Below are 23,774 nucleotides of genomic sequence, written 5' to 3'. Positions count from 1 at the left end.
CGCATTCGCGGGCAGGCTCGCTCCCACATTGGTCGAGGTACGTGGCTAAGCCAACCGTCCTGTTTGCGGAACTTTCCGCGCTCTGCCGCCCGTCCTGCCACTCGGCAAAAAACGAAATTTCTGCTGCGCGCCCTCCTCACAAACTATGCATGCGCCAACGCCCAAAAGGGCAAGGCGCGATAGCCTGGTCTGAGGAAAATTTGAATGTTCATACATAACAAGCGACTTCAGTACACCGTTCGCGTGGCCGAGCCCAACCCGGGTCTGGCCAATCTGCTGCTGGAACAATTCGGGGGCGCCAATGGCGAACTGGCCGCGGCAGCGCGCTATTTCACCCAAGCCTTGGCTGAAGAAGATCCGGGGCGCAAAGACCTTCTGCTGGACATCGCTACCGAAGAGTTGAGCCACCTTGAGGTGGTCGGCTCGATCATCGTCATGCTCAACAAAGGCGCCAAAGGGCAACTCGCCGAAGGCGTTCAGGAGGAAGGCGAGCTGTACCGCGCGCTTAATGGCGCCGGCAATGACTCGCACATCACCAGCCTGCTCTATGGCGCCGGCGCGCCTCTGGTCAATTCCGCTGGCGTACCGTGGACGGCGGCCTACGTTGACTCGATCACCGAGCCGACCGCCGACTTCCGTTCGAACATCGCAGCCGAAGCGCGGGCGAAAATTCTCTACGAACGCTTGATCAACATCACCGATGATCCGGGCGTCAAAGAGGCGCTGGGCTTTTTGATGACGCGGGAAATCGCCCATCAACAGTCCTTCGAAAAAGCCCTGCATTCGATCCAGCCGAACTTCCCGCAGGGCAAACTGCCGGGCATGCCAGAGTTCACCAACAAGTACTTCAACATGTCTGGCGAGCCCAACGTTCGTGGTCCGTGGAACGAGGGCGGCGCGTGGGAGTACGTGGAAAACCCAGAACCTGCGGTGGACGGCGGCGATGGTCTGGCGACCGTCACCCTGCCGGCTGAAGACCAACAGGTGCTGGAGGCGATGAAGATCCGCACGGCGTCTGACCCACTCAGCGAACCGGTGACCGGTGCTGATCTGGGCTCCGGTTACGTGCAAGGCAAAGATGTCTGAACCCCGTCCGGCGGCCCCGGATCGGGGTCGCCACTTGCTCAAGGTGATCAACATGAAAAACAGCAAAGTCTCGGCACTGACCTCTGAACATTTTCAACGTTTGATGGAGCACGCATACGCCGGTTTTGAGCTGGACTGCAAACAGGCCTGTCGGGGATTGAAAGTCAGCATGGCGGTGAATGTATTTGGCCTGGGCACCCTGCTGCCGAATAATTTCGCTGAGGAGACTGCCGTTCCGCCAGCGGACGCACATCCAGCCGTCGACGACGCCTTGCCCACGATGCCGGTGGTCGCCAAGCGCGTATTGGCGCAGCGCAACCGTTCCATCGACGGGGCGGAAAGTTTTCATCGGTAACAGGAGCGCGACATGAGAACGTATAAAAACCTGAGTTTCCCCTCAAGCCTGGGTGTCGCCCCGGGACTCCAGTTTCTGCTGGGCTGTGCGATATTCGCCGGCGGAACGCTGATCCTGATGAGCGAACTGGCGGGAACCTTCTTTGCGATGTGAACCTTGGTTTGCTATCGGGCGTTCAAAACAGCACCGCAGCCGCTTCCCTCATGAAGATCTCAACGGTCTTCGGCCCTATCCCCTCGAACTCGGACAGGCGCTTCTCCAGCGCCTTACGATCCGCGCTCGCCGCCACGATGTTACTCACCTTACCGGCGTACTCGCTGTTGAGCTTGTTGGCCAGCGCGAGCAGTCGCGACGCCGTGCTTTCATCGTAACGAACGTAACGCGCCTGCCCCAGCATCGACACCAATTGACGGTGCGTACACTGCGCGAGCTTTTGCGGGGTGTCTTGGTGATGCTGCTCTACTATGACCTGATACGCCTTGGCGGCGATGGCGCCCTGAATCCTCTTGCCCATCAGAAAACTCGCCAGCAGCCATTTGAACAGGCCGGTTTCGCTGGCATTGTGCAGGTCGATGTTCAAGTCACCGGCGGTGATGATTTCGCTCACAAGTCTCACCTCAAGGCGCGCTTCAATTACAGATGTTGACCCGACACGGCTTGGAACGATCCAATCGCGACCGCCTCGCCAAGGCAGTAAATTGAATTCCAGGTGGAAAAGGATGGTCATCTTTCAAGAGATGAGAGATGACAAGCATAAGGACCCTCAAATGCTCGGTCGTAAGATGCCCAAAACCAAGGGGCATGACGCCGCACAAACCGCTCCCATCAAAGCTGCCAGCGAGATCGCCGCTTTTCGCCTGACAGTCATCTTCATGCTGACGGTCATTCTGGCGTTTCTCGGCGTGGAGGGATGGCGAACCTGGCGTGACTATCATGCAGCCTTCTCGTCGGCGCGTGATTCGGTCACCAACCTCGCGCGGGCAACCGCACAACACGCTGAAGACGCCATCCGCCAGGTCGATGTGTTGACCGCCGCCCTGGGCGAGCGCGTCGAAGGTGATGGTTTGCAGAACATTGACGTACCGCGCATCCACAACTTGCTGGTGCAGCAGGCCAAATTGATGCCGCAGTTGCATGGGCTGTTTATCTACGGCCCGGACGGCAAATGGATCGTCACCGACAAGGAAATGATCCCGGACCCGGCGAACAACGCCGACCGCGACTACTTCCAATATCACCGCGCCAACACTGATCGAAACGTGCGCATCGGTGATGTCGTCAAGAGCAAATCCACCGACGACCTGATCATCCCGATTTCCCGCCGCTTGAATAACCCGGACGGCTCCTTCGCCGGCGTGCTGCTTGGCACCATCAAGGTCAGTTATTTCGTCGACTATTACGGCGATTTCAAGATCGACGACAAGGGTGCACTGGTGCTGGCGTTGCGCAACGGCACCATCCTCGTGCGTCGTCCCTTCATCGCTTCGGTCATCGGTCAGAGCCTCGCCGACAGTGAGGTGTTCAAGAACTACCTGCCCTTTTCCAGTCAAGGGATCGCCGAGGTCCGAGCGGTCATCGACGGCACCCAGCGTCTGTATGGTTACAGAGCTTTGAGCACCTATCCGCTGGTGGTCGAAACCGGCCTTTCCCGCGAATCAATCATCGCGCCGTGGCGCTGGGACCTGATCAAAACCGGTTTCGTGTTGATGTCGGTGATTACCGCGTTCACGGTCTTCGGATTGATCGTCTTGAGGCAACTGCGCCAGCGGATGGTGATGGAAAAGGACTTGCGCCGTGCACATCAGGCCATGAAGGACATGGCTTTGACCGACAGCCTGACCGGACTGGCCAACCGTCGGCGACTGGACACTGCCTTGGTTGACGAAATTCGCCTGGCCAGACGCCAGGGTTCATCGATCTCACTGATCATGATCGATGTCGATCACTTCAAACTCTACAACGACAGCTATGGGCACGCGGCAGGTGACGATTGCCTGAGCGCTGTCGGCCAGGCGATTGCGCAAGCAATAAAACGGCCGGGTGATCTGGCCGTGCGCTATGGCGGCGAGGAGTTTTCCGTGCTGCTGCCCAACACCGATATTCGTGGGGCGGCGCTTGTGGCTGAGGAAATTCTTGAGGCCATTCGATCCTTGCGGATGGAGCACAAAGCCCATCCGCTGGGTCACGTCACCGCCAGTGCAGGTATTGCGGTTGGCAAACCGGCCGAACAAGAAGTGAGCCCCGCCACTCTTATCGAGTCGGCTGACAAACTGCTTTATGCCGCGAAGCAGAAAGGCAGGGATCGCTACTGTATCGGCGAGGAAGTGCTCGGCGCCTAGCCACCGTTCCTCAACGGGAGCGCAGCATCACGGCAGCGCGAACCCGCTGGACGCCAAACACCGTCATGCGCAGAAATTCCTGGTGACTGACCGGCAAGTGCTGGCAGTCCAGGCCGCGCTTGAGTTTGCTGTGGTCGACATCAGGATCGTGCAGGTAGACGAAGTCCTCGTCACACCCGGTGATGATGACCCAATGCGGCGCTTTCAAGCGGGTGAATCGGTAGCTGCTGATCAGCACCAGCGGTTTGTATCCGGCCGCCAACGCCTCGCCGATCTGCAGATACTCACCCAGCACCTGCTCGACTTGCGTGGCCGCCAGGTCTTGGGCAAAGCCGTCCTCGACCAGTTTCATGATCGACTTCTTCTCCGTGCTGCGTACGCCGTGAAGAAAAAGCGAGCCCGCGTGACTGACCTCAAGGCGCACATCGAAACCGCGCCGCCAGGCCGCCAATGCCAGACCCTGAGGACTACAGCCACCGTGCCCCGCCGTCATGAAAATGGTGGTCGCCTCGCGCCACAGCTGGATTTCCTCCGCTCGGGTCATGGCACGGCTCGCGTCGATGGCGGACATGGCCATCAGCAAGCACGCGGCGCCGCAGGTGAACTCGGTGGTCTGCTGGTAATACGGCACTTGGCGCGCGGGCGCTGGTGTTTCGCGCAGGATGCGTTTCTCGTAGCGCAACGCCTCGCAGTGGTCCTCGTAGTAGTCCTCGACACTGGCAAAGCGCTGATAGCCGTTGGCTTCGTAGAGGCGAATGGCAGCGCTGTTGTCAGCGCGCACCTCCAACCGCAGCCATGCGCAGTTGCGCGCCAATGCACAGGCCTGGGCCTCTTCCAGCAGACGCTGGCCAAGCTCATGTCCGCGCCACGCGGGGCTGACGGCAATCGAATACAGGCGTCCAAGTGAGGTGCCACGGTGAAAAAGCACCAGTGCATAACCGCAGAGGATTGCGCCCGAGGTGACGACAATCAACGCGGCATTGGCTCGACTGAGCATCCAGCTGAAGTTGCGCTGATTCAACCGGTCGAGGGTAAAACACATCCGCTCCAATTCGACCAGATCGTCGATATCGTCAGTGGATGCAAAGCGAAAATCAAAAGACATGACCGCACCGTAAAGTTTGAGTAACGAACCGGGACAGACCGAAAGGCCCGTGATTTATTGAAGCGGCGTCTTCTTCAACAGGGATTCATTACTCATGTCAGCGGTGCAAGCCAACGTGAACGAAGTATTAGACAAAACCGAGCATTCGACAATCTCCCTCAGCGAGGAACCTCCCAGTATCAAGCCCTCGGGAAGTCGATTGCTCATACTGGTCGAACGCAAGGATGACTGGGCCGATTACCTGCCCAGCGAGAGCCTGATGCTCGCTCAGGATTACCTTGAACACAGCGATGATTTTCCTCATCGCACCCAGGTCATCAACCTCTGCCGCAATTACAAATACCTCGGTCAGGGCTATTACTGCTCATTGCTCGCCGAGGCGCGCGGGCACAAGGTTTTTCCCTCGGTGCGCACCGTCAGCGAGCTGGCGCGCAAAGCGCTTTACGGGGTCGGGCTGAATGATCTGCAACGCACCCTGGAGCGGGCGCTGGCTAATCATCCATACGGCGAAACCGAGGCGTTCACGCTGTCGCTGTACTTCGGCAAGGCCTCGATCGAGCCGCTGCAAGAGATCGGCCGTCAACTGTTCGAGGCGTTCCCCTGCCCTATCCTGCTGGTGGAATTCCGCCGTGGTGAGAGCTGGCAGATCGCAGGCATCAAAGCCGGAGCGCTGCACAAGCTTCGCGACGAACAGCAGCATGTCTTCGCTGACGCACTGGACGCGTTCAATCGCAGAACGTGGCGTCAGCCCGCCTCCAAACGTGTGGCCCGCTACGACCTGGCCATCCTGCATGATCCTGACGAAGCCCTGCCGCCGTCTAACCCCGAGGCATTGCAGCGCTTCATCGCGGCAGGCGAACAGCTCGGTATCGATGTCGAACTGATCGAGAAAAAGGACTACGCGCGTCTTGCTGAATTCGACGCGCTGTTCATCCGCGAAACCACGCGAGTGGATGATCACACCTATCGATTCGCCAAGAAGGCTGAAAGCGAAGGCCTTGTGGTGATTGACGATCCGTCGTCGATCCTGCGCTGCACCAACAAGGTCTATCTGGCCGACCTGCTCAAGCGTCGCGGGCTGGGCATGCCGGCAACGGAAATACTCTACAAGGATCGTCCGCAGGAACTCGAAAACGCAGGGCGTCGCCTTGGTTTTCCCTTGGTATTGAAAATCCCCGATGGCTGTTTTTCACGGGGTGTGATCAAGGTCGCCGATGCACAAGCGCTGGCCACTGCCGCACAGGAGTTATTCGAACACTCAGTGCTGCTGCTGGCGCAGGAGTATTGCTACACCGAGTACGACTGGCGCGTCGGCGTGCTCAATGGCGAGGCGCTTTATGCCTGTAGATACTTCATGTCCAAGGGGCATTGGCAGATTTACAACCACAAGGCGCTGCCCGGCGAGATCAACGGGATGTGCGAGGCGGTGCCCATCGAGCAAGCCCCGCCCGCAGTCGTGCAGCTCGCCGTACAGACGGCGCGGCTGATCGGCGACGGCCTCTACGGCGTCGACCTCAAGCAGGCGGGCGATCGGGTCCTGGTCATCGAAGTGAACGACAACCCCAACCTCGATGCGGGTATCGAAGACGCGGTGCTGGGCGACGAACTTTATCGGCGCGTGCTGCAAGCGTTCACGCAAAGGCTCGAGCTCAAACACCGTGGCCAAGCGTGGTGAGCAATGATTGAAGGCTATTGCATTGATTGCGGCGCCCTGCACAGGACATCGGAGGACCAGGCGACTGTCTGGCTGTGTGTCGCCCCCGACGCAGCCGAGCAACTGGATTTGCACAGACGCCTGGGCATTGGCGCACAAGCGATAGAGTCGTCGCTGGACCCAGATGAAGTGGCCCGCATCGAGGTCAAGCCTGATCACCTGTTTATGATCTGGAAGCGCCCGGAAAGCTTCGACGGGCGCGCATTCAACGTTTCGTCCTTCGGAGTGGTGCTGAGCGAAAAACGCCTGGTGGTTATTTGCGCGAGCAACTCGCTGCTCTCGGGGCTGGAGCACGATGCGCAAATGACCGGGCCGCTGGATGTGCTGATGGCGTTACTCGCAGAAAGCGTTCACCACTATCTCGGGCATTTGCGCGTGGTCAAACAGATCGCTCGGGAGATCCAACAGCAATTCACCCGGGCGATGGACAATCAGCAATTGGCGCAGATGTACAACCTGAGCGAAAGCCTCGTGTACTACGTCAACGCGATTCAAGGTAACGGAGCGGTGCTGACGCTGCTGCGCAACCACGGTCAGCGTCAGGGCTTCAGCGACGGTCAACTGGCTGCGCTGAACGATCTGATCGTGGAAAACGAACAAAGCTTTCAGCAGGCCAGAATTCACGCCAAGGTGTTCGCCAACCTCATCGAATCCCACGGCAATCTTGCCAACAACAGCATGAACCGGGCCCTGCGCAAGCTGACGCTGATCAATGTCGTATTCCTTCCCTTGAACCTGATCGCCGGCATCGGTGGCATGTCAGAGTTCAGCGTGATGACGTCCGGCGTCCCATGGTGGGTGTCCTTTCCCGTGCTGATCGCCTGCATGGGCCTCGTGGGCGCGGGGATGGTGCTGGTATTGCGGCGCATGGCCTGAATTCAGAGCACATTCTGCTAACGCCTGCGCCGCATGCGGGCGTCAATTGGTCCGGCTGACCACCCGGATATGTGTAATCCCTACCCGCTCGGCCTGCTCGAGAATCTGCTCTGGCGTCGAATCCGCCGTGGGCATGACCAGGCTGTTTTCCGCATCGCCCAGATGCAGTTCCAGCAGATGCATCGCCGCGTCGTGCTCGGCCAGTTGCGCTTCCTTGAGCTCGAGCAGATAAGTACGAGGCTCGCCATTGAAACGGTATTCGATGTGATAGGTGTACATGTTGTCGTCCGCGTCGGTGGGAAAAGGCAGTGCTTATCCTGACGCGACGGTCAGCTTTTAGTTCAACCCGACTGCCATTTTGCGTTTGCAAACAAACTTTTTGCGCAGCGAAGCGTCCTCTTCTTAACTCTCCATAACAGCTGATCACAGCTAAGGACCGGCAATGACCTTTTTCATCTTCCTTCTGGCCTGCGCGGCGGCGGCAACCACTGGCGTGATGTTCAAACCCGGCCCGTGGTACGAATCGCTGACCAAACCCTCTTTCACCCCGCCTAACTGGGCCTTTCCCGTAGCGTGGACGATCATCTACCTGCTGCTGGCCTGGGCCGGTTATCGCTTGAGTCTGATCCCCGGCAGCCAAACGGTGCTGGCCTTGTGGGCTGCGCAAATCGCCCTCAACACGCTGTGGACGCCGGTGTTCTTCGGCGCGCATCAGGTGCTGGCGGCGCTGGTGATTCTGGCGGTGTTGTGGGTGGTGGTCGCGGTGATGGTCGTGCTCGCGCTGCAACTGGACGTGGTCACCGGGCTGATTCTGTTCCCGTATCTGGCGTGGCTATGCGTCGCGGCGGCGCTGAACGCCTCGATCCTGATGAAGAATCGCCTGTGAGCGATTTCCCATGGCCGCACGGCGAGCGCGAGCTGGCACAGGTTCGCGCGTTCAACAAAAAGCTCGCCTGGCTGCCGCGTTTCAAGATCCGCAATCGCCTCACCCCACGGCTGATTCAGGCGTTGCTGCGGGCGGGTCAGCTCGGCGGCGACGGCAAGCTGCGCCAGCATGGGCTGACCGCCGAACGGAAGATCATCGACACAGTGCCCGTGCGCATCATCCGCCCCAAGGGCAAAGCCAGAGGCGTGGTGCTGGATTTCCATGGTGGCGGCTGGGTGATCGGCAATGCGCAGATGAACGACAACTTCAACATCGCCATCGTCAACACCTGCGACGTGGCGGTGGTGTCGGTTGATTATCGGCTGGCCGTGTCGACGCCAATCGAGGGCTTGCTGGAGGACTGTCTGCGCGCCACTCGCGGCATCTTGAACGATGGCGAATTTGCCGGACTGCCCGTGGTTGTCGTCGGTGAATCGGCCGGCGGGCATCTGGCGGCCGCCACCCTCCTCGCGCTCAAATCTTCGCCGCAACAGCTGCAACGGATCTGCGGCGCGCTGCTGTATTACGGCGTCTACGACCTGACCGGCACGCCCAGCGTGCGCGCCGCGCCAGCCGATACTCTGGTGCTCGACGGCCCCGGCATGGTCGAAGCGTTGCGCCTGCTCACACCTGATATCAGCGACGAACAACGACGCCAGCCACCGCTGTCGCCGCTATACGGCGATTTCAGCGGACTGCCACCAGCGCTGCTGTTTGCCGGCGACCTCGATCCGCTGCTGGATGACACGCGGCTCATCGCTGAACGCTGGCAACACGCGGCGCCGGTGGAGATGTACGTGCTGCCGGAGTGTCCGCATGGCTTCATCCACTTCCCCACCGCCACTGCTGACCATGTGCTGGCTTACAGCCGCAAGTGGATTTCAGCGCAAGTGGCAAGCTACTCAGCGAAATCCGCCGAAATCAGCCCGGCGCTTTCGTAGCTGCCGATCAACTCATCAAACAACGCAATATCCCCTCGGCTGCGTGCAATCAACTGCGCACCAGCCACCGCAGCGTAAATCGCCCGCGCCCGCGCCTCGCAGCTGTCTTCGTCGGCAGCTCCTGCAGCGATCAACACCTGGGTCAGCCACTCGATGTTGACCTCTGCGAATTTCTTCACCTGGTCCTTCACCGGGTCTGGCAGATCCTGGTATTCGGCAGCCATGAAGCTGACGAGGCACAGCCGATTACCGTTTTCCAGCGAAGTGCGGAAGATCGACGCGTACAACTTCAGGGATTGATGCGGCTCGGGATTGGCCTCACGAATACCGTCCAGCGCCTTGGCCGCGTCTTGCCAGTAACGCTCGGCAACTGCCGCGCCGAGGTCGGCCTTGCTGGGAAAGTGGTAGTAGATGCTGGCGTTCTTGATACCCACCACTTCACCGATGCTACGGAAGTTGATGCCGTTGTAGCCGTGGGTCTGCGCCGCTGTTTTGGCGGCTTCCAGAATCGCTTCGCGTGCGTTCACGCTCATGTCTGTGTCCTCGATGACTATCGGTCAATGGGGCGAAGTGTACCCGCGAAAGATTTACCTGCCAATTGGCAGGTAGGGGATTGACAGGAATAAATTCTGGCCGCAGTCTTTGCCTACCAACTGACAGGCAGGGCAACTGAAATGACCGCTAACTCGACTCAAAACGACGCTCACTCCATTTCCGCATTGAAAATCTACGACTGGTACAACGGCCCCTACCCGGCCCGCGTGCGCATCGCCCTGGCGGAAAAATCGCTATTGGCCCGCACCGAATTCATCTCGGTAAATCTGTGGAAAGGCGAACACAAGAACCCCGAGTTCTTGCGCTTGAACTACTCCGGAACGCTACCAGTGCTGGAGCTGAAAGACGGCACGCTGCTCGCCGAATGCACGGCCATCACGCAATACCTGGACGTTCTCGATGGCAACCCTGTCCTCACCGGCCGCACACCGATTGAGCAAGGACGAATACACATGCTGACCAAACGTGCCGAGATCGAATTTCTCGATGCCGTCAGCGTGTATTTCCACCATGCAACCCCGGGACTCGGCCCGGAAGTGGAGCTGTACCAGAACGCTGAATGGGGCATGCGCATGCGGGACAAGGCTGTGCGCGGCATGCGCTATTTCGACAACTTGCTGCGTCAGCAGCCGTTCGTGGCCGGCACCAGTTTTTCCATGGCGGACATCGCCGTGTTGGGCGGGATGATCTTCTCGGCGCTGGTTGAGCTGGAAGTCCCGGAAGACTGCACGGCACTGCGCGAATGGCACGCGCGCATGCAGCAACGTCCGAGTGTGCAGCAATGGCGCGCGATGGTTGAGCGAGGCGAGCCGTAAAAAACCAGACCAGCAAAAAAGGCGCCTTGATCGGCGCCTTTTTCGTTGTCAGCCTACCTTGATCACAACCTTGCCAAACGCCCCTTTCGCCAAATGCTCATAGGCCTCGCGCGCCTGTTCGAACGGATACACATGGTCGATCACCGGCCGAATGTCGTGCTCGGCGAGGAACACATTCATCCGGTCGAACGATGAACGCGGTGCCACCGCGATGCCGCGAATGGTGGTCTGGCGGAAGATCAGCGGCATCAGGTTCAGCTCGACAGTCTGCCCTGTCAGAAAGCCGATCTGCGCAATCCGCCCCGAGGCCTTGGTCGCTGCTACCGACTGATTGATGCCATTGCCTCCCGCCACATCAAGCAGCAGATCCACACCCTTGCCCTCGGTGAGTTTCAGCACCTCGTCCGCCCAGTTCGGCGTGCTGCGGTAGTTGATACCGGCGACCGCGCCCAGACGTTTTACCGCGTGCAGGTTTTCATCGCTGCTTGAGGTTGCGATGACTTTGGCGCCCAGCGCGGTGGCGATCTGCACGGCGAAGATCGATACGCCGCCGGTGCCCTGTACCAACACGGTCTGCCCCGGTTGAATAGCGCCGAAATCCACCAGCGCGTACCACGCGGTGAGTGCGGCGATTGGCAGCGTCGCCGCCTCTTCATCGCTCATGTTGGCCGGCGCGCCGACGGCGCTGTCCTGATGAATGATCATGTACTCGGCGAGGCCACCGGGCAGCGGCGAACCGAAGCAATAATCCGGCTCGTTCGGCCCCGGCTCTCCGTCAAGCCAGCGCGAGTACAGATGCGAATTGACTCGGTCGCCGACCTTGAAGCGTGTCACGCCGTCGCCGATCGCAACCACCGTGCCGACGGCATCGCTGACCGGAATCAACGGTTTTGGCACCATGTGCGGCTCATAGATGCCGTCAACGATGGCCTTGTCGCGAAAATTCAGCGAGACCGCGCCGACCTTGACCAACAGCTCGCCAGCCTTGGGCTGCGGCGTTGGCGTCTCGCCGAGTTGCAGATTGTCGAGCCCGAAATCTTTCAGTAACCACGCTTTCATGGTGAGTCTCCAAATGCGTTATTGGCCGCAAACCCTCAGCAGGTTTGCCTTGGAACCATGATTGGCTTTTACAGCAGCGCAATAAATGCTTGGAAAAAGACATGATTGTTCTATCCTCAGGCAATAAATCCATACGCTGAAACCTGCCGAGAAGTCATGGAATTACTGCAATCGATGCGCCTGTTCGCCCGACTGGCGGAGCTAGGCAGCTTCACCAAAGCCGCTGAGTCGCTGGACATCGGCCGGCCGCAGGTCACTCGCTATATTCAGGAACTGGAAACATCGCTGGGCGTGCGCCTGTTCCAGCGCACTACGAGGAAAGTCGCACTCACCGCCGAGGGTGAACTTTTCTATCAGCGGGTACAGGAAATCCTCGCCGAGATCACCGCCGCCACCACGATGTTCGATCGCACCGGAGCCACGCTGTCCGGCCGCCTGCGCATCGACATACCCACTGCGTTCGCGCAGCTGGAATTCATCAAAAGCTTGCGCGAATTCACGGCCACCTACCCCGGCATCGACATGGTGCTGGGCGTCACCGATCGCGCGGTTGATCTGGTCGGCGAAGGCATCGACTGCGCGCTGCGCATCGGCGAGCTACCCGACTCAACCCTGATCGCCCGCCCTATCGCCCTGGCGACCATGGTCACTTGCGCCGCGCCCGAATACCTGCGCGAGCACGGCACGCCGGAAACGCTTGGAGATCTGGCGAACCATCAAGGCGTGAACTTTCTCTCGGGCCAGAACAACCGCACTCTGCCCTGGCAGTTTTCAGATGAGGGCAAACAGAAAACCTACGTCAGCCGCAAAGGCATTACCGTCACGGAGTCGAACGCCTACGTGCAGTGTGGCGTGTCGGGCTTCGGCATTATCCAGGCGCCGGGCATCGCGGTCGCCGAGCATCTGGCTAACGGAGCATTGGTAGAGATTCTGCAACCGCTGCGCCCGCTGCCTCGGCCGGTATCGCTGCTGTACCCGAGCCGCACGCATTTGCCGGCGCAGGTGCAGGTGTTTATCGAATGGTTGCAGGTGCGGTTTGTGCACTTGTACGCGGGGTGGGTGGAAGGTTGAATCTGGCTTTATCGCGCAGTTTCTGCAGCGTGCGCACCTAGGACTTAACACTGATCCCGCGAGCAGCAAAGACTTCACGCGCAGCCGTTATACCGTTCAAGGCGCTGGGAAATCCTGCGTATACGGTCATTTGCAAGATCACATCGACCACCGCCTCCGGTGTGCACCCGACGTTCAGGGCGCCGCCGATATGCACTTTCAGTTGTGGCTGTGCGTTGCCCAGTGCGGTCAGTGCCGCAACGGTTGCCAGCTCACGAGTGCAGTGGTCGAGGCCGGGGCGGGCAAAGACATCGCCGTAGGCAAAGCTCAGAATCCAGTCCGCAAGTTCTGGAGCAGTATCCTTCAATGAATCAACCACTGCCTGACCAGGTCCGCCAGTAATCTGCGTCAGAGCGGCTTCTCCGCGCGCTCGACGATCAGTCATCTCCACGGGCGCTGCGACACTGGTCACGCTTGCACCAATAAGTGTGGCGGACAGCAAACGATTGAGACCGGGAAGTTTACGGATCATGGTGATGCTCCTTTTGCTCGAGTTGGTGATAGATCTGAATCTTGTTATCCAGAACCTCCAGGGACTGGCTCAACTGGCTGATCTGCGCTTGCACGTCCCGGCGATGCTGCTCGAGAAGTTCGCGGCGTTCTGCCAGGGTCGAGTCGCCTGAACGGCGCAGTTCGGCATACCGCAGCATTTGCTGGATCGGCATTCCGGTCGCCTTCAGCCGGAGCAGAAACTCGGCCCACAGCACATCCTTCTCGGCGTACACCCGGTGGCCATTGCCACCGCGCCCAACCGGGTCGAACAGCCCGATGCGCTCGTAATAGCGGATCGTGTGAGCGCTCAAATCAAGGCGCTTGGCCAACTTTGAAATTGTCAGTTCTGGATTCATGTCATCACCGTAAAGGTTTGAGTGCGCTCTAAGTCAATGGCTATTTTCCATCGAGCAGAATCAGGCAAATCGCCGACAGTATCCGCTTAACGCCGACACCGCCCTGCCCCCTAATCTGAACCCATGCAGAACACACCACTGCAACGGGTTAACCAGAGACTGATCTGAACGACCCGGACCTCAATCGAAATTTTGACCGGAGTCACCGCCATGAAAACTGTAAGCCAACTGATCGCTATCGCCACCTTCGCCCTCAGCGCCAGCGCATTCGCCGTACCGAGCAATCAGGAAGATCGTTTCTTCACCCAGGTCAGCGAACCACAGCAGACTGTTGCTGCCGATGGCTCGGAACGTACGCCGCAGGGCCAGGCTCTGGCGGAAAACGGCCGCAACCGCCTCGAGGAACAAGGCCTGGTTGAAGACGGCTATGACAAGACCCCACAAGGCCAGGCCATCGCTGCCGACGGCTCAGACCGCACCCCACTGGGTGAGGCGCTCGCCGCTGATGGATCGGACCGTACACCCGGCCGTCGCGCAGCATAAGCGCGTGTTGCCGAGACAGGAAAAGTCCTGCGGGTTTGAGACCTGCAGGACTTTTCCGTTTTTGAGGCAAGACCTGATCGAAAACCCTGTTGATAGGAACAGGCAATACTTCGATCCGATTCGGCATCGTCCGCCAGCGTTATCCGCCCTAGCATGGCCTCTCCAATTGCCTGCTGGAGTACAGATCCATGAAGACTCTTTTCATCACCGGTGTCAGCAGCGGCTTCGGCCAGACGCTGGCCAAGGAAGCGCTCGCTCAAGGTCACAGGATTATCGGCACAGTGCGCAGTGAATCCGCTCTGGCAGCCTTCGAAGCGCTGTCGCCCGAGCGCGCGCATGGAGTGGTTTTGGACGTTACCGAGTTCGATGCCATCGATGGGGTGGTTGCGGCTGTGGAGGATCGTCACGGCCCGGTGGACGTGCTGGTCAATAACGCAGGTTATGGCCATGAGGGGATTTTCGAAGAGTCATCGCTGCAGGAAATGCGCCGCCAGTTCGACGTCAACGTATTCGGCGCGGTGGCGGTGACCAGGGCTTTCGTCCCGTATTTCCGCCAGCGCCGCGCGGGGCATATTCTCAATATCACCTCCATGGGTGGCTACATCACCATGCCGGGGATCGCTTATTACTGCGGCAGCAAGTTCGCTCTGGAGGGCATCTCCGACACCTTGAGCAAGGAGCTTGCGCCCTTCAATATTTTTGTCACCGCTGTGGCGCCGGGGTCATTTCGCACCGACTGGGCAGGCCGCTCGATGCAACGCACGCCGCGTAGCATCAGTGACTACGACGCAAGCTTCGATCCGGTGCGCAAGGCCCGGGAGGAGAAAAGTGGCCATCAGCTGGGCGATCCGCAAAAAGCTGCACGGGTCATGCTGACGATCATCGACAGTCCAAACCCGCCCGCTCATCTGCTGTTGGGTAGTGATGCGCTGGCGTTGGTGCGTGACAAGTTGCAGCAGACGGCGGAGAGTATTGAGCAATGGCAAGCGCTCAGTCGTTCGACGGATGGCTGAAAGATCAAAAGCACCCTCACCCCAGCCGTCTCCCGGAGGGCGAGGGAGCCGATCGCGGGTGGATTCAACCCCCGCGTTCGGCACGATATTACAGGTCGGCGTAGTACCAGAAAGCACCACGGTCAGTCCCCTCTCCCTCTGGGAGAGGGCTAGGGTGAGGGCTCTGTCTGACACCCCGCCAATCAGCCAGACACGTTCAAACCCGCCTTTTCACAAGGAAACCCACAGCCCATGCCGAAACCGAAAGACCCCATCACAGCGCGCATGGTCCAGCTAATGAGCCAGCTCGCCCCGCTGGAAGGTTACAACCTGAGCCCGCTGGACGATGTGCGTTTCCTGCGTTCCAACCGACCGCTGACCCGCACGCCGGTGTTGTACGAACCGGGCATCGTGATCCTTTGTCAGGGGCGTAAACGCGGTTATCTCGGCGATGAAGTCTACGTCTACGACGCTCAGCATTATCTGGTGGTGTCGGTGCCGGTACCCTTCACCATGGAAACCGATGCCAGCGAAACCGAGCCAATGCTCGCGGTGTACGTGCGTCTGGATTTCGCCCTGGCCGGCGAGCTGATTCAGCAAGTGGATGAGCGGTGGGATTTCCCTACAGCGCAGCCGATGGGCATGTACGCCTCGCCGCTCGACGAACCGCTACGCCGGTCAACCCTGCGTTTTCTTGAAGTGATGAGCGACGATGCCGACGCGCAAATCCTCGGCCCGGCGATGCTGCGCGAACTCTACTACCGTATCCTCACCGGCGAACAAGGTGGCACCCTGCGCGCCGCCATCGCCCAACAAGGCCAGTTCGGCAAAGTGACCCGCGCCATCCACAAGATCCACAGTTGCTATCAGCTACATCTCGACGTAGAAACCCTGGCAGAGGAAGCGCAAATGAGCGTGCCGAATTTTCATCTGCACTTTCGCAAGGTTACCGATTCCTCGCCGATGCAGTATCTGAAGTCGACGCGGCTACACCAGGCGCGATTGCTGATGCTGCGTAACGACCTGACTGCGGCAAAAACTGCATTTCTGGTCGGCTACGAAAGCGCCTCGCAATTCAGCCGCGACTTCAAACGCCTCTTCGGCCGCACACCCCTGGCGGAAGTGGCGTGGATGAAACAGGCCTATGCGCTGCCGGCACCGACGACTGCTTCGCCGTTTGTGTCTTCGCACTGACTTCATCCGCGTCTTGAACAAACAGAAATCCACATTGAAGGGAAGAAAGTGAATCTGAGAGCTGAGATCGAAAAAGCATTTGGACCCCAGGCATTCGCCCGTCCGCTTTTCTATTCCTGGCCGGGAGGATTGCGTTTCGAACTCTCCGAAACGGGCGGAATGATCGAGCAATTCCTGACCGCTATGCGCAAATCCATAACCATCTGCGGCGACATTTTCCAAGGGGACGCATCGTTTGTCGCATGCCTGCGCATTCATTCCGGTCGCAATCGATTCGCCCACCGCAGCACTCTTCGCGCCCTTAAATCTGCTGGCATCGATACTCCATCAGCGCTGTGCATCTGGAGCGAAGAAATAGACAACGAGGAATGGTTCACCGAGGAAGAACCGGAATACTGGGTCAACGTCGCCTTCGAAGCGTCTGTGGCGAGCATTCAAGCATTACTCTGGTGCGCATTGGCCAAGGACTTCGGTGCTATCCAACCGCGTGCGAACTGTGCTGTCTACCTGTTCAATCTGCCCAAGCGAGTCATGGTCTTTCCCTATGACGACAGAGGTATGGACGTGGTTGGAGCCAACACCGAACTACTTTTGCAGCTTTATCAACGACATCATGCCTGGTTGCTCGACCATGACCGGGCAGCGATGGAAGCCACATTCGGCAGGCTTAAACGTTAGGTGAACGCTATCGTTGGTCAGTTCCGTGTACAGCACTTATCGCAGCAAATTCCCCATCCGCATAGTGCTTGCCCCCTTCTGTGTTTCCTCGCCTAATCAAACAGGTCAGCCACCTGCATCAGGATGGGATCATGAACACCACGGCCATTCCCGAAGGTTTCACTCCATTCACCCGCAGCAGTCCGTTGCTGGATCTGCTCGGCCCGATCTACGCTAGGGGTCAGGGGCTGCACTTGGAATTGGGTTTACTGACCGACTCACGGCATGCCAATGGTCGCGGCACTTTGCATGGTGGTGTTTTAGCGACGCTAGCGGACGTGGGCATGGGCTACGCCATGGCCTTCTCCAGCGATCCGCCGCAGCCGTTGATCACGGCGAGCATGACCCTGGATTATCTCGGTGCAGTGCAAATCAACGAGTGGCTCGAAGTGCGTCTTGAACACTCCAAAAAGGGCCGCCAACTGGCGTTTGCTGGCGTCAGTCTGCACGTCGGTGAGCGAACGGTTGCGCGCGCCAGTGCCGTGTTCGCGGTGCCGCTGAGCTGAAGCGCGAAACCTCAGTCTGACGCTTCAGAATCATCCCGCGCTGGAACAGGAATTTGCCATGAGGGTTTCTTGCCGATCTGGCTATCGAACGTGCGTCGCGCTTGGCGGAAACCCTCGACGTTTTCCACCACCCAAGTCCAGATCGGCGACATCCGCACCAGCAAGCCCATGCCCAATGGCGTCAGCTCGTACTCGACGTGTGGCGGCACCTGGTCGAGCTCGCGCCGGGTCAGCAGGCCGTCGCGTTCCAGCGCACGCAGGGTTTTGGTCAACATGCGCTGAGTCACGCCGGTCATCTGCCGTTTGATCTCGGCGTGACGCATCGTGCCGTACACACCCAAGGCATGCAGGATGCCCAAAGACCAGCGACTACCGGCGTGCGAAAGCACTTCGCGGCGCACGCCATCATCGTCTCGTCTGAGCGTCTGGCAGATTGCTTCTGCCTCACTGAGCGCTTGCTGATCGGTCATTTCTTCACCTGGTATCACGCGTGTGCCTTCTTCTGAGTGCTGCCCGATCGTGCCAGCATTTGCCGATCTTACATGCAGATCTCAGGAGACATCATGACCGAATCGAACCACCCTTCCCCGCAATCCATTCTTGTCCTGGGCGCAGGCGAGCTCGGCCTGCCGGTTTTGCGCAACCTTGCGCGAGTGGCAAAGCGCTCGCCCGGCAGCACGATCAGCGTCCTGCTCAGGGCCTCGACGATCTACAGTCAGGTGTCGGCAAAGAAAGCCGAAATCGATGAACTGCGCAGTCTCGGCGTGCAGATGGTGGCGGCAGATCTGGTCAACGATTCGATCGACAAACTGGGCGAAGTCTTCGCACCTTTCGATATCGTCATCGGCTGCGCCGGCATGGTCGCTGGTCGCGAGACGCCGATGAAGCTGGCGACCGCTGCGCTCAAGTCGGGCATCAAACGCTACTTTCCCTGGCAGTTTGGCGTGGACTTCGAAGTGATCGGCCGGGGCAGTCCGCAGGATCTGTTCGATGCTCAGCTCGACGTGCGCGAACTGCTGCGCGCGCAGGACAAAACCGAATGGGTGATCATCTCGACCGGCATGTTTACCAGTTTCCTCTTCGAGCCGGTGTTTGAAGTCGTTGATTTCGACAACGACACCGTTAACGCCCTGGGCAGCCTGGACACCGGCGTGACGCTGACGACCCCGGACGACATCGGCAAACTGACTGCAGAAATCGTTTTCTTCGAACCGCGTTTTCGCAACGAGATCGTGTATCTGTCGGGCGACACGCTGACCTATGAACAGGTCGCGGGCCTTCTCGAACGCGTGCTCGGACGGCCCTTCAAGCGTAACGTCTGGACAGTGCCACACCTGATGGAGGAACTGGAAAAAGACCCCACTCACCACATCAAAAAATACCGCGCGGTGTTTGCCCAAGGTCGAGGTGTGGCGTGGCCGAAAGCGGGCACGTTCAATGAGCAGCGGGCGATTCAGGCCACGACGGCTGAGCAGTGGGCGAGGGAAAATCTTGGGCTGTCTGAAACCTCGTAAAGCTTAGTAGCATGTGGCCACTTTTCGGTATCATCTGCTTTTGAAAAAGTCCGATGGTATCCAGGAGCAGTACATGTACGGGAATGGCAGATTTGGCTTGACGCTTTTGGCTGGAGCATTGGCACTGAGCGGTTGTACTTCACTGTTTCAGGGTAAACAGTATCAATTTCCCCGGCAGGATGAACCCTCGGCGACGGTCAGGCTTAAATATGAAAGCGGCACTAACCTCGATGCGATGACCTTCAACGAATCGGGATGTTACGCGGGCTTCACGCCTTTGCCCTATACCGAGGGTTTTATCCAATCGCCGGTAGCTGTCGACAAAGAGCTGGTTTTGACTTACCGGCAAACAGTTGGTGGAAAGTTTTGCCAGATACCCTTCTCTTTCACCCCTCAGGCTGGGGCCAGCTATACGTTGAAGTCGGGCTACTGGACTGAACCCAAGGCTGGCCTTCTCCCGATCTTCACCTTCAATCAACAATACTGCGGCCTGGGCGTAGTCAAAAAAATCGGATCTCAGGAAAGCATCGAACCCATCAAGCAACTGCGTATCAAAACCGCTTTTGCATGCCTCAGATTCGTCGAGTGAAAACAACAACCTGCCTCGCTCGGCGCCCAGTAAAGAACATTTTGGTCCATCATTCTGCGGTGGCCCTTTGTAGCTGGGAGCCGACACTCGACAATACTTCGCTGGCGACCGTTTACTGGCTGGAAACACCCTGGCGCTTGGCATATTCCTGCGCGAGGCTCTGGGCGGTTTGTTGAGCATATTCAATACAGGGTTCAATTCTGCTTCGCACCCCAATCTCCTCGATAGCGGCTATATACGCACTCTCGGTCAGGCACTTCTCAACCAGGGCGCTCGCAAGCGGCAAAGACACTGCTGGCAACGCCGGAATAAATTCCCGGACAAAATCGGCAGCACTGGCAAGCCGGTTGGCATCGGTTGCAAAGGCCCACTCGCGCAGACTCACGTCATGCAGGTTGCCGCCTTGATCCCAGCCGTCGGCAAAACGGTCTGTTTTTCCGCAAGCGCCCAGTACGCCGCAAACCAATAAGACAAGCAACCCATTCAGCGTTTTCACGAACATCGGTACTCACTGTATTCAGACTGAAAATGAAGAGCTGCAAATGATAGCAATATGATTGCATTTGCGTGCACAGAATCAGATCCGATGAAAAGACGCCACCTCTTACATCCGATGCTGCTCCAGCAAAAAATCCACAAACAAGCGCACCCGCACCGGCATCGCCGCGCCGCCGACGAACACCGCATGAATCGGCTCCTCATCGCCCGGGTTGAACGCTTGCAGCAGCGGGATCAGCGCGCCGCGCTGCAAGTCTTCCCTGACGGTGAACTCGCCAATCCGTGCAACGCCTGCGCCGAGTCTGGCGAACTGGGCCAGTGCTTCGCCGCTGCTGCATTCGATGTTGCCGCTGACTTTCAGCGAGAACTCCTTGTCGTCGCGGATAAACGGCCAGTTGGCTTCGGCGCGGCGGAAGTTGAAGCGCAGGCAATTGTGCTTGAGCAGGTCTTCCGGTTCGAGAGGTGTGCCGTGGCGTTTCAGGTAATCGGACGATGCGACCACGACCTGGCCGGTGTGGCCGAGCCGGCGTGCGGTCAACGGGCTGTCGGGCAGATGGCCGAAGCGTATGGCGACGTCCGCCTGGCCGGCGAGGATGTCGACGACTTCGTCGCCGAGGCTGAGGTCGACGACGATGTTCGGGTAACGGGCGGTGAAGGCTGCGACCAGCGGCACAATGGTCAGCCGTCCATGGCCAAGGGCGGCACTGACACGCAAGCGGCCCTTGGGTACGCCTTGATCGGTGATGGCCCCTTCCACTTCGTCCATGTCGGCCAGAATCCGCCGGGCACCGCGCAGGAAGGCCGCGCCCTCGGCGGTAAACGTCAGCGCGCGGGTGGTGCGCAGCAACAGACGAGTGCCGAGTCGCTGTTCAGCGCGGGCGATGATCCGACTGACCGCCGAAGGCGTCAGCCCCAGCGCACGCGCAGCCGCTGAGAGGCTGCCCTCCTGCGCCACGGTGACGAACACGCTCATTTCCCCTGATCTGCCGTTGAAGTCCATTCGTGCCTCTTACGCAAAGGTGATTGCCAAAATCGCCATCTACCGCCTGAAAACGATGGATCGTAGCATTGGCGGCATAGATGAGGAGACTTTCCATGCGTATCAATCCACCACTTGTTGCACTCGCTGTCGGCGCCTTTGGCATCGGCGTGACCGAGTTCGCGCCGATGGGCATGTTGCCCGGCATCGCCGCCGATCTCGGCGTTTCCATTCCCGCTGCGGGGTTGCTGGTCAGTGCCTACGCCTTGGGCGTGCTGCTCGGCGCGCCGCTGATGACCCTGACCACTGGCAAGATCCCGCGGCGCTATCTGCTGATCGGGCTGATGGCGATTTTCACCCTGGGTAACCTGATGTCGGCGCTGGCCACCGATTACTCCAGCCTGATGGTCGCCCGAGTGATCACCTCGCTCAATCACGGCGCATTCTTCGGAGTGGGCTCTGTGGTCGCCGCTAGCGTGGTCGCGCCGGAAAAACGTGCCGGCGCCGTGGCGGCAATGTTCATGGGCCTGACGTTGGCGACTATCGGCGGTGTGCCGCTGGCAGCCTGGTTTGGTGAGCTGTTTGGCTGGCGCACGGCGTTCTGGGGCATTACCGGCCTCGGTGTGCTGACCATGATCGCCTTGTGGTTCGCCCTGCCCAATCTGAAAGCAGAGCAAGGCGCGGGTGCGCTGGCAGAAATACGGGTATTGGGCAGAGGTCCGGTGTTGGCCGCGCTGGCCCTGACCGTGGTCGGCTCGAGTGCGATGTTCACCGTATTCACTTACATCGCGCCGATTCTCAGCAGCGAGACCCATGCCTCTGCCGCGTTCATCACCGCCATGCTGGTGTTGTTCGGAATCGGTTTGACGCTGGGCAACATGTGGGGTGGCAAGGCTGCCGACCGTTCGATCGACCGCACCCTGATCGTGTCGCTGAGCGCATTGATTGTGGTGTTGCTGGCGTTCACGGTGCTGATGCGCTGGCCGCTGCCGGCCGCCGTCGCCATTCTGATCTGGGGTATCGCCAGCTTCGCTTTGGTGCCGCCGCTGCAGATGCGCGTGATGGAAGCGGCCAAGGACGCGCCGAATCTGGCTTCGGCGGTGAACATCGGTGCGTTCAATTTCGGCAACGCGATCGGCGCGGCGCTGGGTGGCGCGGTGATCAATGCCGGGCTGGGTTATCCAGCGATTTCCTTGGCCGGCGCGGCCATGGCTGGTCTGGGCCTGCTGATGGTGCTGACGTTCGCCTGGCGCTCCAGAGCCAGTGCCGCTGCGCTGGCGTAAGTCTTCGCAGCGCTACGCCCCGCCCTGCTGATATTCGCGGGGCGTGCAGCCGAACTCGCGACGGAACACCGTGTGCAGATATTGCGCAGACTTGAAGCCGCAGGCCTGGGCAATGTCGGCAATCGCCGCATCGGTGTTCTTCAAACCGCTGGTAGCCGCCGCCAGTTTGAAACGCAGAATCTCGTCATGCACGCTGCAACCGCGCTCGGCGCGGAAATGCGCTTCCAGCGATGAACGCGACACGCCGACATACGCCGCCACTTGCGCGGTCTTGATGCCCTGGCAGGCATATTGGCGGATGAACAGCAGCGCTTGCATGACGTACGGATTGCCCAGCGGTTGGTGCAGGCTCGACACCTGCACGTTGACCGCGTCCGGCGGAATCAGGATTTGCGTACCGGTGGACGGCATGCCGTGGAGCATCTGGTGCAGCAATTGCGCAGCGGTGCGGCCCATGGTTTCGGTGCCCTGAATCACCGAACTCAGCGGTACGCGAGTCAGGCTGCGGGTCAGCGGGTCATTGTCGATGCCGATCAGCGCGACCTGCTCCGGCACGGCAATGCCGGCGGTCAGGCAGGCTTGCAGCAACTGCCGGGCACGGGCGTCGCTGACGGCGATGATGCCGATCGGTTTGGGCAGGCTGTGCAGCCAGGCGATCAGTTGTTCGACGGCGCTGTCCCACAGCGGCGCGCTGGTGCCCATGCCGCGATAGATCTCGGCGTGCAGGCCGTCGCGCTGCATCAGTTTGCGAAAGGCTTTTTCCCGCTCCTGCGCCCAGCGATTGGCCTGCGCTTGCGGCAGGCTGAAACAGGCAAAGCGCTGCAACCCCGCCTCGACCAGATGCGAGTAAGCCAGGGTGATCAATGCGTTGTTGTCAGTGGCAACGTAGGGAATCGCTTTTGGATAAGCGCGTGCATCCTCGTAGGAACCGCCCACCGCCACCACCGGCAAATGAATGTCGGCCAGCGCCTCGCCAATCAGCGGATCATCGAAGTCGGCAATGATCCCGTCACCCTGCCAGCGCTCGATGCCTTTCAAGCGGCAGAGAAAGTCCTCTTCCAGAAACAGGTCCCAGGAAGCGCGGGTGCTGCTCAGGTAGTTGCCGATGCCGCTGATGATTCCACGGTCGTAGATCTTGCTGCCGTTGAACAACAGGGCGATGCGGTGCACGGGCGGTAGGCTTTTCATTGTTTTTAGGCTGTTCCGGGCCGCCATGTCACGGCGACGATGG

29 protein-coding genes are annotated in these 23,774 nt (G+C 59.4%); 18 read left to right on the top strand and 11 right to left on the bottom strand.

The window, feature by feature from the left end; all coding sequences use genetic code 11:
- Window positions 1-204: 204 nt before the first annotated feature.
- The 3 genes from QMX86_RS08870 to QMX86_RS08860 are packed head-to-tail and all read left to right on the top strand — an operon-like array spanning window position 205 to window position 1,594.
- A complete protein-coding gene (locus QMX86_RS08870; protein WP_122750710.1) occupies window positions 205-1,086 on the top strand; it encodes a manganese catalase family protein in 882 nt (293 codons plus the stop codon).
- Window positions 1,079-1,441 (top strand): hypothetical protein, encoded by a 363-nt coding sequence (locus tag QMX86_RS08865; RefSeq protein ID WP_073475017.1) that lies wholly within the window; start codon window positions 1,079-1,081, stop codon window positions 1,439-1,441. Before QMX86_RS08870 ends, QMX86_RS08865 begins: the two co-directional genes overlap by 8 nt.
- A 12-nt stretch (window positions 1,442-1,453) precedes the next feature.
- Window positions 1,454-1,594: a hypothetical protein gene (locus QMX86_RS08860; RefSeq protein WP_163012312.1), complete on the top strand. Its 141-nt coding sequence runs from the start codon at window positions 1,454-1,456 to the stop codon at window positions 1,592-1,594.
- A gap of 22 nt (window positions 1,595-1,616) precedes the next feature.
- Here the strand turns inward: QMX86_RS08860 and QMX86_RS08855 are convergent, their stop codons facing one another.
- Window positions 1,617-2,048: a DNA methylase gene (locus QMX86_RS08855; RefSeq protein ID WP_282382222.1), complete on the bottom strand. Its 432-nt coding sequence runs from the start codon at window positions 2,046-2,048 to the stop codon at window positions 1,617-1,619.
- 160 nt (window positions 2,049-2,208) lie between these two features.
- On the opposite strand from QMX86_RS08855, the gene QMX86_RS08850 reads away from it, so the two are divergent.
- Window positions 2,209-3,780: a sensor domain-containing diguanylate cyclase gene (locus tag QMX86_RS08850; RefSeq protein ID WP_282382225.1), complete on the top strand. Its 1,572-nt coding sequence runs from the start codon at window positions 2,209-2,211 to the stop codon at window positions 3,778-3,780.
- A 10-nt stretch (window positions 3,781-3,790) separates the two neighbouring features.
- Here the strand turns inward: QMX86_RS08850 and QMX86_RS08845 are convergent, their stop codons facing one another.
- Window positions 3,791-4,885 (bottom strand): GNAT family N-acetyltransferase/peptidase C39 family protein, encoded by a 1,095-nt coding sequence (locus tag QMX86_RS08845; RefSeq protein ID WP_282382228.1) that lies wholly within the window; start codon window positions 4,883-4,885, stop codon window positions 3,791-3,793.
- A gap of 94 nt (window positions 4,886-4,979) precedes the next feature.
- Between QMX86_RS08845 and QMX86_RS08840 the strand changes: the two genes are divergently transcribed.
- Both QMX86_RS08840 and QMX86_RS08835 read left to right on the top strand, forming a co-directional pair.
- Window positions 4,980-6,560 (top strand): RimK family protein, encoded by a 1,581-nt coding sequence (locus QMX86_RS08840; protein WP_136493583.1) that lies wholly within the window; start codon window positions 4,980-4,982, stop codon window positions 6,558-6,560.
- 3 nt (window positions 6,561-6,563) lie between these two features.
- On the top strand, window positions 6,564-7,475 hold the full coding sequence (locus QMX86_RS08835) for a magnesium transporter CorA family protein (protein WP_282382235.1): 912 nt from the start codon (window positions 6,564-6,566) through the stop codon (window positions 7,473-7,475).
- 42 nt (window positions 7,476-7,517) lie between these two features.
- On the opposite strand, the gene QMX86_RS08830 is transcribed toward QMX86_RS08835, so the two are convergent.
- Complete coding sequence (locus QMX86_RS08830) at window positions 7,518-7,754, bottom strand: hypothetical protein (protein WP_016774354.1); 237 nt, start codon at window positions 7,752-7,754, stop codon at window positions 7,518-7,520.
- Between the two features lie 163 nt (window positions 7,755-7,917).
- On the opposite strand from QMX86_RS08830, the gene QMX86_RS08825 reads away from it, so the two are divergent.
- Window positions 7,918-8,361 (top strand): TspO/MBR family protein, encoded by a 444-nt coding sequence (locus tag QMX86_RS08825; protein ID WP_016774353.1) that lies wholly within the window; start codon window positions 7,918-7,920, stop codon window positions 8,359-8,361.
- Entirely contained in the window at window positions 8,358-9,341 is a 984-nt protein-coding gene (locus QMX86_RS08820) for an alpha/beta hydrolase (protein ID WP_282382237.1), read from the top strand. The genes QMX86_RS08825 and QMX86_RS08820 overlap by 4 nt, the downstream gene beginning before the upstream one ends.
- Here QMX86_RS08820 and QMX86_RS08815 read toward each other — a convergent pair.
- Entirely contained in the window at window positions 9,299-9,874 is a 576-nt protein-coding gene (locus QMX86_RS08815) for a TetR/AcrR family transcriptional regulator (RefSeq protein WP_122746488.1), read from the bottom strand. The genes QMX86_RS08820 and QMX86_RS08815 overlap by 43 nt on opposite strands.
- Before the next feature lie 141 nt (window positions 9,875-10,015).
- On the opposite strand from QMX86_RS08815, the gene QMX86_RS08810 reads away from it, so the two are divergent.
- The gene (locus tag QMX86_RS08810; protein ID WP_282382249.1) at window positions 10,016-10,711 is read left to right on the top strand and encodes a glutathione S-transferase; all 696 of its coding nucleotides are present in this window, start codon (window positions 10,016-10,018) and stop codon (window positions 10,709-10,711) included.
- Window positions 10,712-10,759: 48 nt separating this feature from the next.
- Here the strand turns inward: QMX86_RS08810 and QMX86_RS08805 are convergent, their stop codons facing one another.
- Entirely contained in the window at window positions 10,760-11,770 is a 1,011-nt protein-coding gene (locus QMX86_RS08805; RefSeq protein ID WP_282382252.1) for an NAD(P)-dependent alcohol dehydrogenase, read from the bottom strand.
- Between the two features lie 156 nt (window positions 11,771-11,926).
- Here QMX86_RS08805 and QMX86_RS08800 point away from each other — a divergent pair, with 156 nt between their 5' ends.
- Window positions 11,927-12,841 (top strand): LysR family transcriptional regulator, encoded by a 915-nt coding sequence (locus QMX86_RS08800; RefSeq protein ID WP_282382255.1) that lies wholly within the window; start codon window positions 11,927-11,929, stop codon window positions 12,839-12,841.
- A 37-nt stretch (window positions 12,842-12,878) separates the two neighbouring features.
- On the opposite strand, the gene QMX86_RS08795 is transcribed toward QMX86_RS08800, so the two are convergent.
- Together QMX86_RS08795 and QMX86_RS08790 are read right to left on the bottom strand one after the other, a co-directional pair.
- A complete protein-coding gene (locus QMX86_RS08795; protein ID WP_038861560.1) occupies window positions 12,879-13,265 on the bottom strand; it encodes a carboxymuconolactone decarboxylase family protein in 387 nt (128 codons plus the stop codon).
- A 76-nt stretch (window positions 13,266-13,341) separates the two neighbouring features.
- On the bottom strand, window positions 13,342-13,728 hold the full coding sequence (locus tag QMX86_RS08790) for a MerR family transcriptional regulator (RefSeq protein WP_016774345.1): 387 nt from the start codon (window positions 13,726-13,728) through the stop codon (window positions 13,342-13,344).
- Between the two features lie 210 nt (window positions 13,729-13,938).
- On the opposite strand from QMX86_RS08790, the gene QMX86_RS08785 reads away from it, so the two are divergent.
- The 5 genes from QMX86_RS08785 to QMX86_RS08765 all read left to right on the top strand — a co-directional run bounded on the left by QMX86_RS08785 (window position 13,939) and on the right by QMX86_RS08765 (window position 17,680).
- Window positions 13,939-14,271, top strand: coding sequence for a hypothetical protein (locus QMX86_RS08785; RefSeq protein ID WP_110645751.1), 333 nt, complete (start codon window positions 13,939-13,941; stop codon window positions 14,269-14,271).
- Window positions 14,272-14,459: 188 nt separating this feature from the next.
- Window positions 14,460-15,284: an oxidoreductase gene (locus tag QMX86_RS08780; RefSeq protein ID WP_282382260.1), complete on the top strand. Its 825-nt coding sequence runs from the start codon at window positions 14,460-14,462 to the stop codon at window positions 15,282-15,284.
- Window positions 15,285-15,515: 231 nt separating this feature from the next.
- Window positions 15,516-16,457, top strand: a complete 942-nt coding sequence (locus QMX86_RS08775) for an AraC family transcriptional regulator (protein ID WP_282382262.1) — start codon at window positions 15,516-15,518, stop codon at window positions 16,455-16,457.
- Window positions 16,458-16,505: 48 nt separating this feature from the next.
- Entirely contained in the window at window positions 16,506-17,135 is a 630-nt protein-coding gene (locus tag QMX86_RS08770) for a DUF3885 domain-containing protein (RefSeq protein ID WP_282382265.1), read from the top strand.
- Window positions 17,136-17,266: 131 nt separating this feature from the next.
- A complete protein-coding gene (locus tag QMX86_RS08765; protein ID WP_073475057.1) occupies window positions 17,267-17,680 on the top strand; it encodes a PaaI family thioesterase in 414 nt (137 codons plus the stop codon).
- 11 nt (window positions 17,681-17,691) lie between these two features.
- Here QMX86_RS08765 and QMX86_RS08760 read toward each other — a convergent pair whose 3' ends face one another.
- Window positions 17,692-18,150 (bottom strand): helix-turn-helix domain-containing protein, encoded by a 459-nt coding sequence (locus QMX86_RS08760; protein WP_073475060.1) that lies wholly within the window; start codon window positions 18,148-18,150, stop codon window positions 17,692-17,694.
- Window positions 18,151-18,243: 93 nt separating this feature from the next.
- Between QMX86_RS08760 and QMX86_RS08755 the strand changes: the two genes are divergently transcribed.
- Together QMX86_RS08755 and QMX86_RS08750 are read left to right on the top strand one after the other, a co-directional pair.
- Window positions 18,244-19,194: an aromatic alcohol reductase gene (locus QMX86_RS08755; protein ID WP_282382279.1), complete on the top strand. Its 951-nt coding sequence runs from the start codon at window positions 18,244-18,246 to the stop codon at window positions 19,192-19,194.
- Window positions 19,195-19,267: 73 nt separating this feature from the next.
- On the top strand, window positions 19,268-19,783 hold the full coding sequence (locus tag QMX86_RS08750; protein ID WP_039759025.1) for a hypothetical protein: 516 nt from the start codon (window positions 19,268-19,270) through the stop codon (window positions 19,781-19,783).
- 112 nt (window positions 19,784-19,895) lie between these two features.
- Here the strand turns inward: QMX86_RS08750 and QMX86_RS08745 are convergent, their stop codons facing one another.
- Together QMX86_RS08745 and QMX86_RS08740 are read right to left on the bottom strand one after the other, a co-directional pair.
- Window positions 19,896-20,285, bottom strand: a complete 390-nt coding sequence (locus tag QMX86_RS08745) for a hypothetical protein (RefSeq protein WP_073475065.1) — start codon at window positions 20,283-20,285, stop codon at window positions 19,896-19,898.
- Between the two features lie 102 nt (window positions 20,286-20,387).
- On the bottom strand, window positions 20,388-21,281 hold the full coding sequence (locus QMX86_RS08740; protein ID WP_282382285.1) for a LysR family transcriptional regulator: 894 nt from the start codon (window positions 21,279-21,281) through the stop codon (window positions 20,388-20,390).
- Between the two features lie 95 nt (window positions 21,282-21,376).
- Here QMX86_RS08740 and QMX86_RS08735 point away from each other — a divergent pair, with 95 nt between their 5' ends.
- Window positions 21,377-22,543, top strand: coding sequence for an MFS transporter (locus QMX86_RS08735; RefSeq protein ID WP_041480537.1), 1,167 nt, complete (start codon window positions 21,377-21,379; stop codon window positions 22,541-22,543).
- Between the two features lie 12 nt (window positions 22,544-22,555).
- Here the strand turns inward: QMX86_RS08735 and QMX86_RS08730 are convergent, their stop codons facing one another.
- On the bottom strand, window positions 22,556-23,731 hold the full coding sequence (locus tag QMX86_RS08730) for a DNA-binding transcriptional regulator (protein ID WP_042610203.1): 1,176 nt from the start codon (window positions 23,729-23,731) through the stop codon (window positions 22,556-22,558).
- Between the last annotated feature and the right edge of the window lie 43 nt (window positions 23,732-23,774).

Source organism: Pseudomonas sp. PS01270 (assembly GCF_029959775.1).
In the GTDB taxonomy this organism is placed as follows: Bacteria; Pseudomonadota; Gammaproteobacteria; order Pseudomonadales; family Pseudomonadaceae; genus Aquipseudomonas; species Aquipseudomonas atacamensis.
Note: the sequence above shows the minus strand (reverse complement) of the source record. Positions and strands in the feature narration are given on the sequence as shown.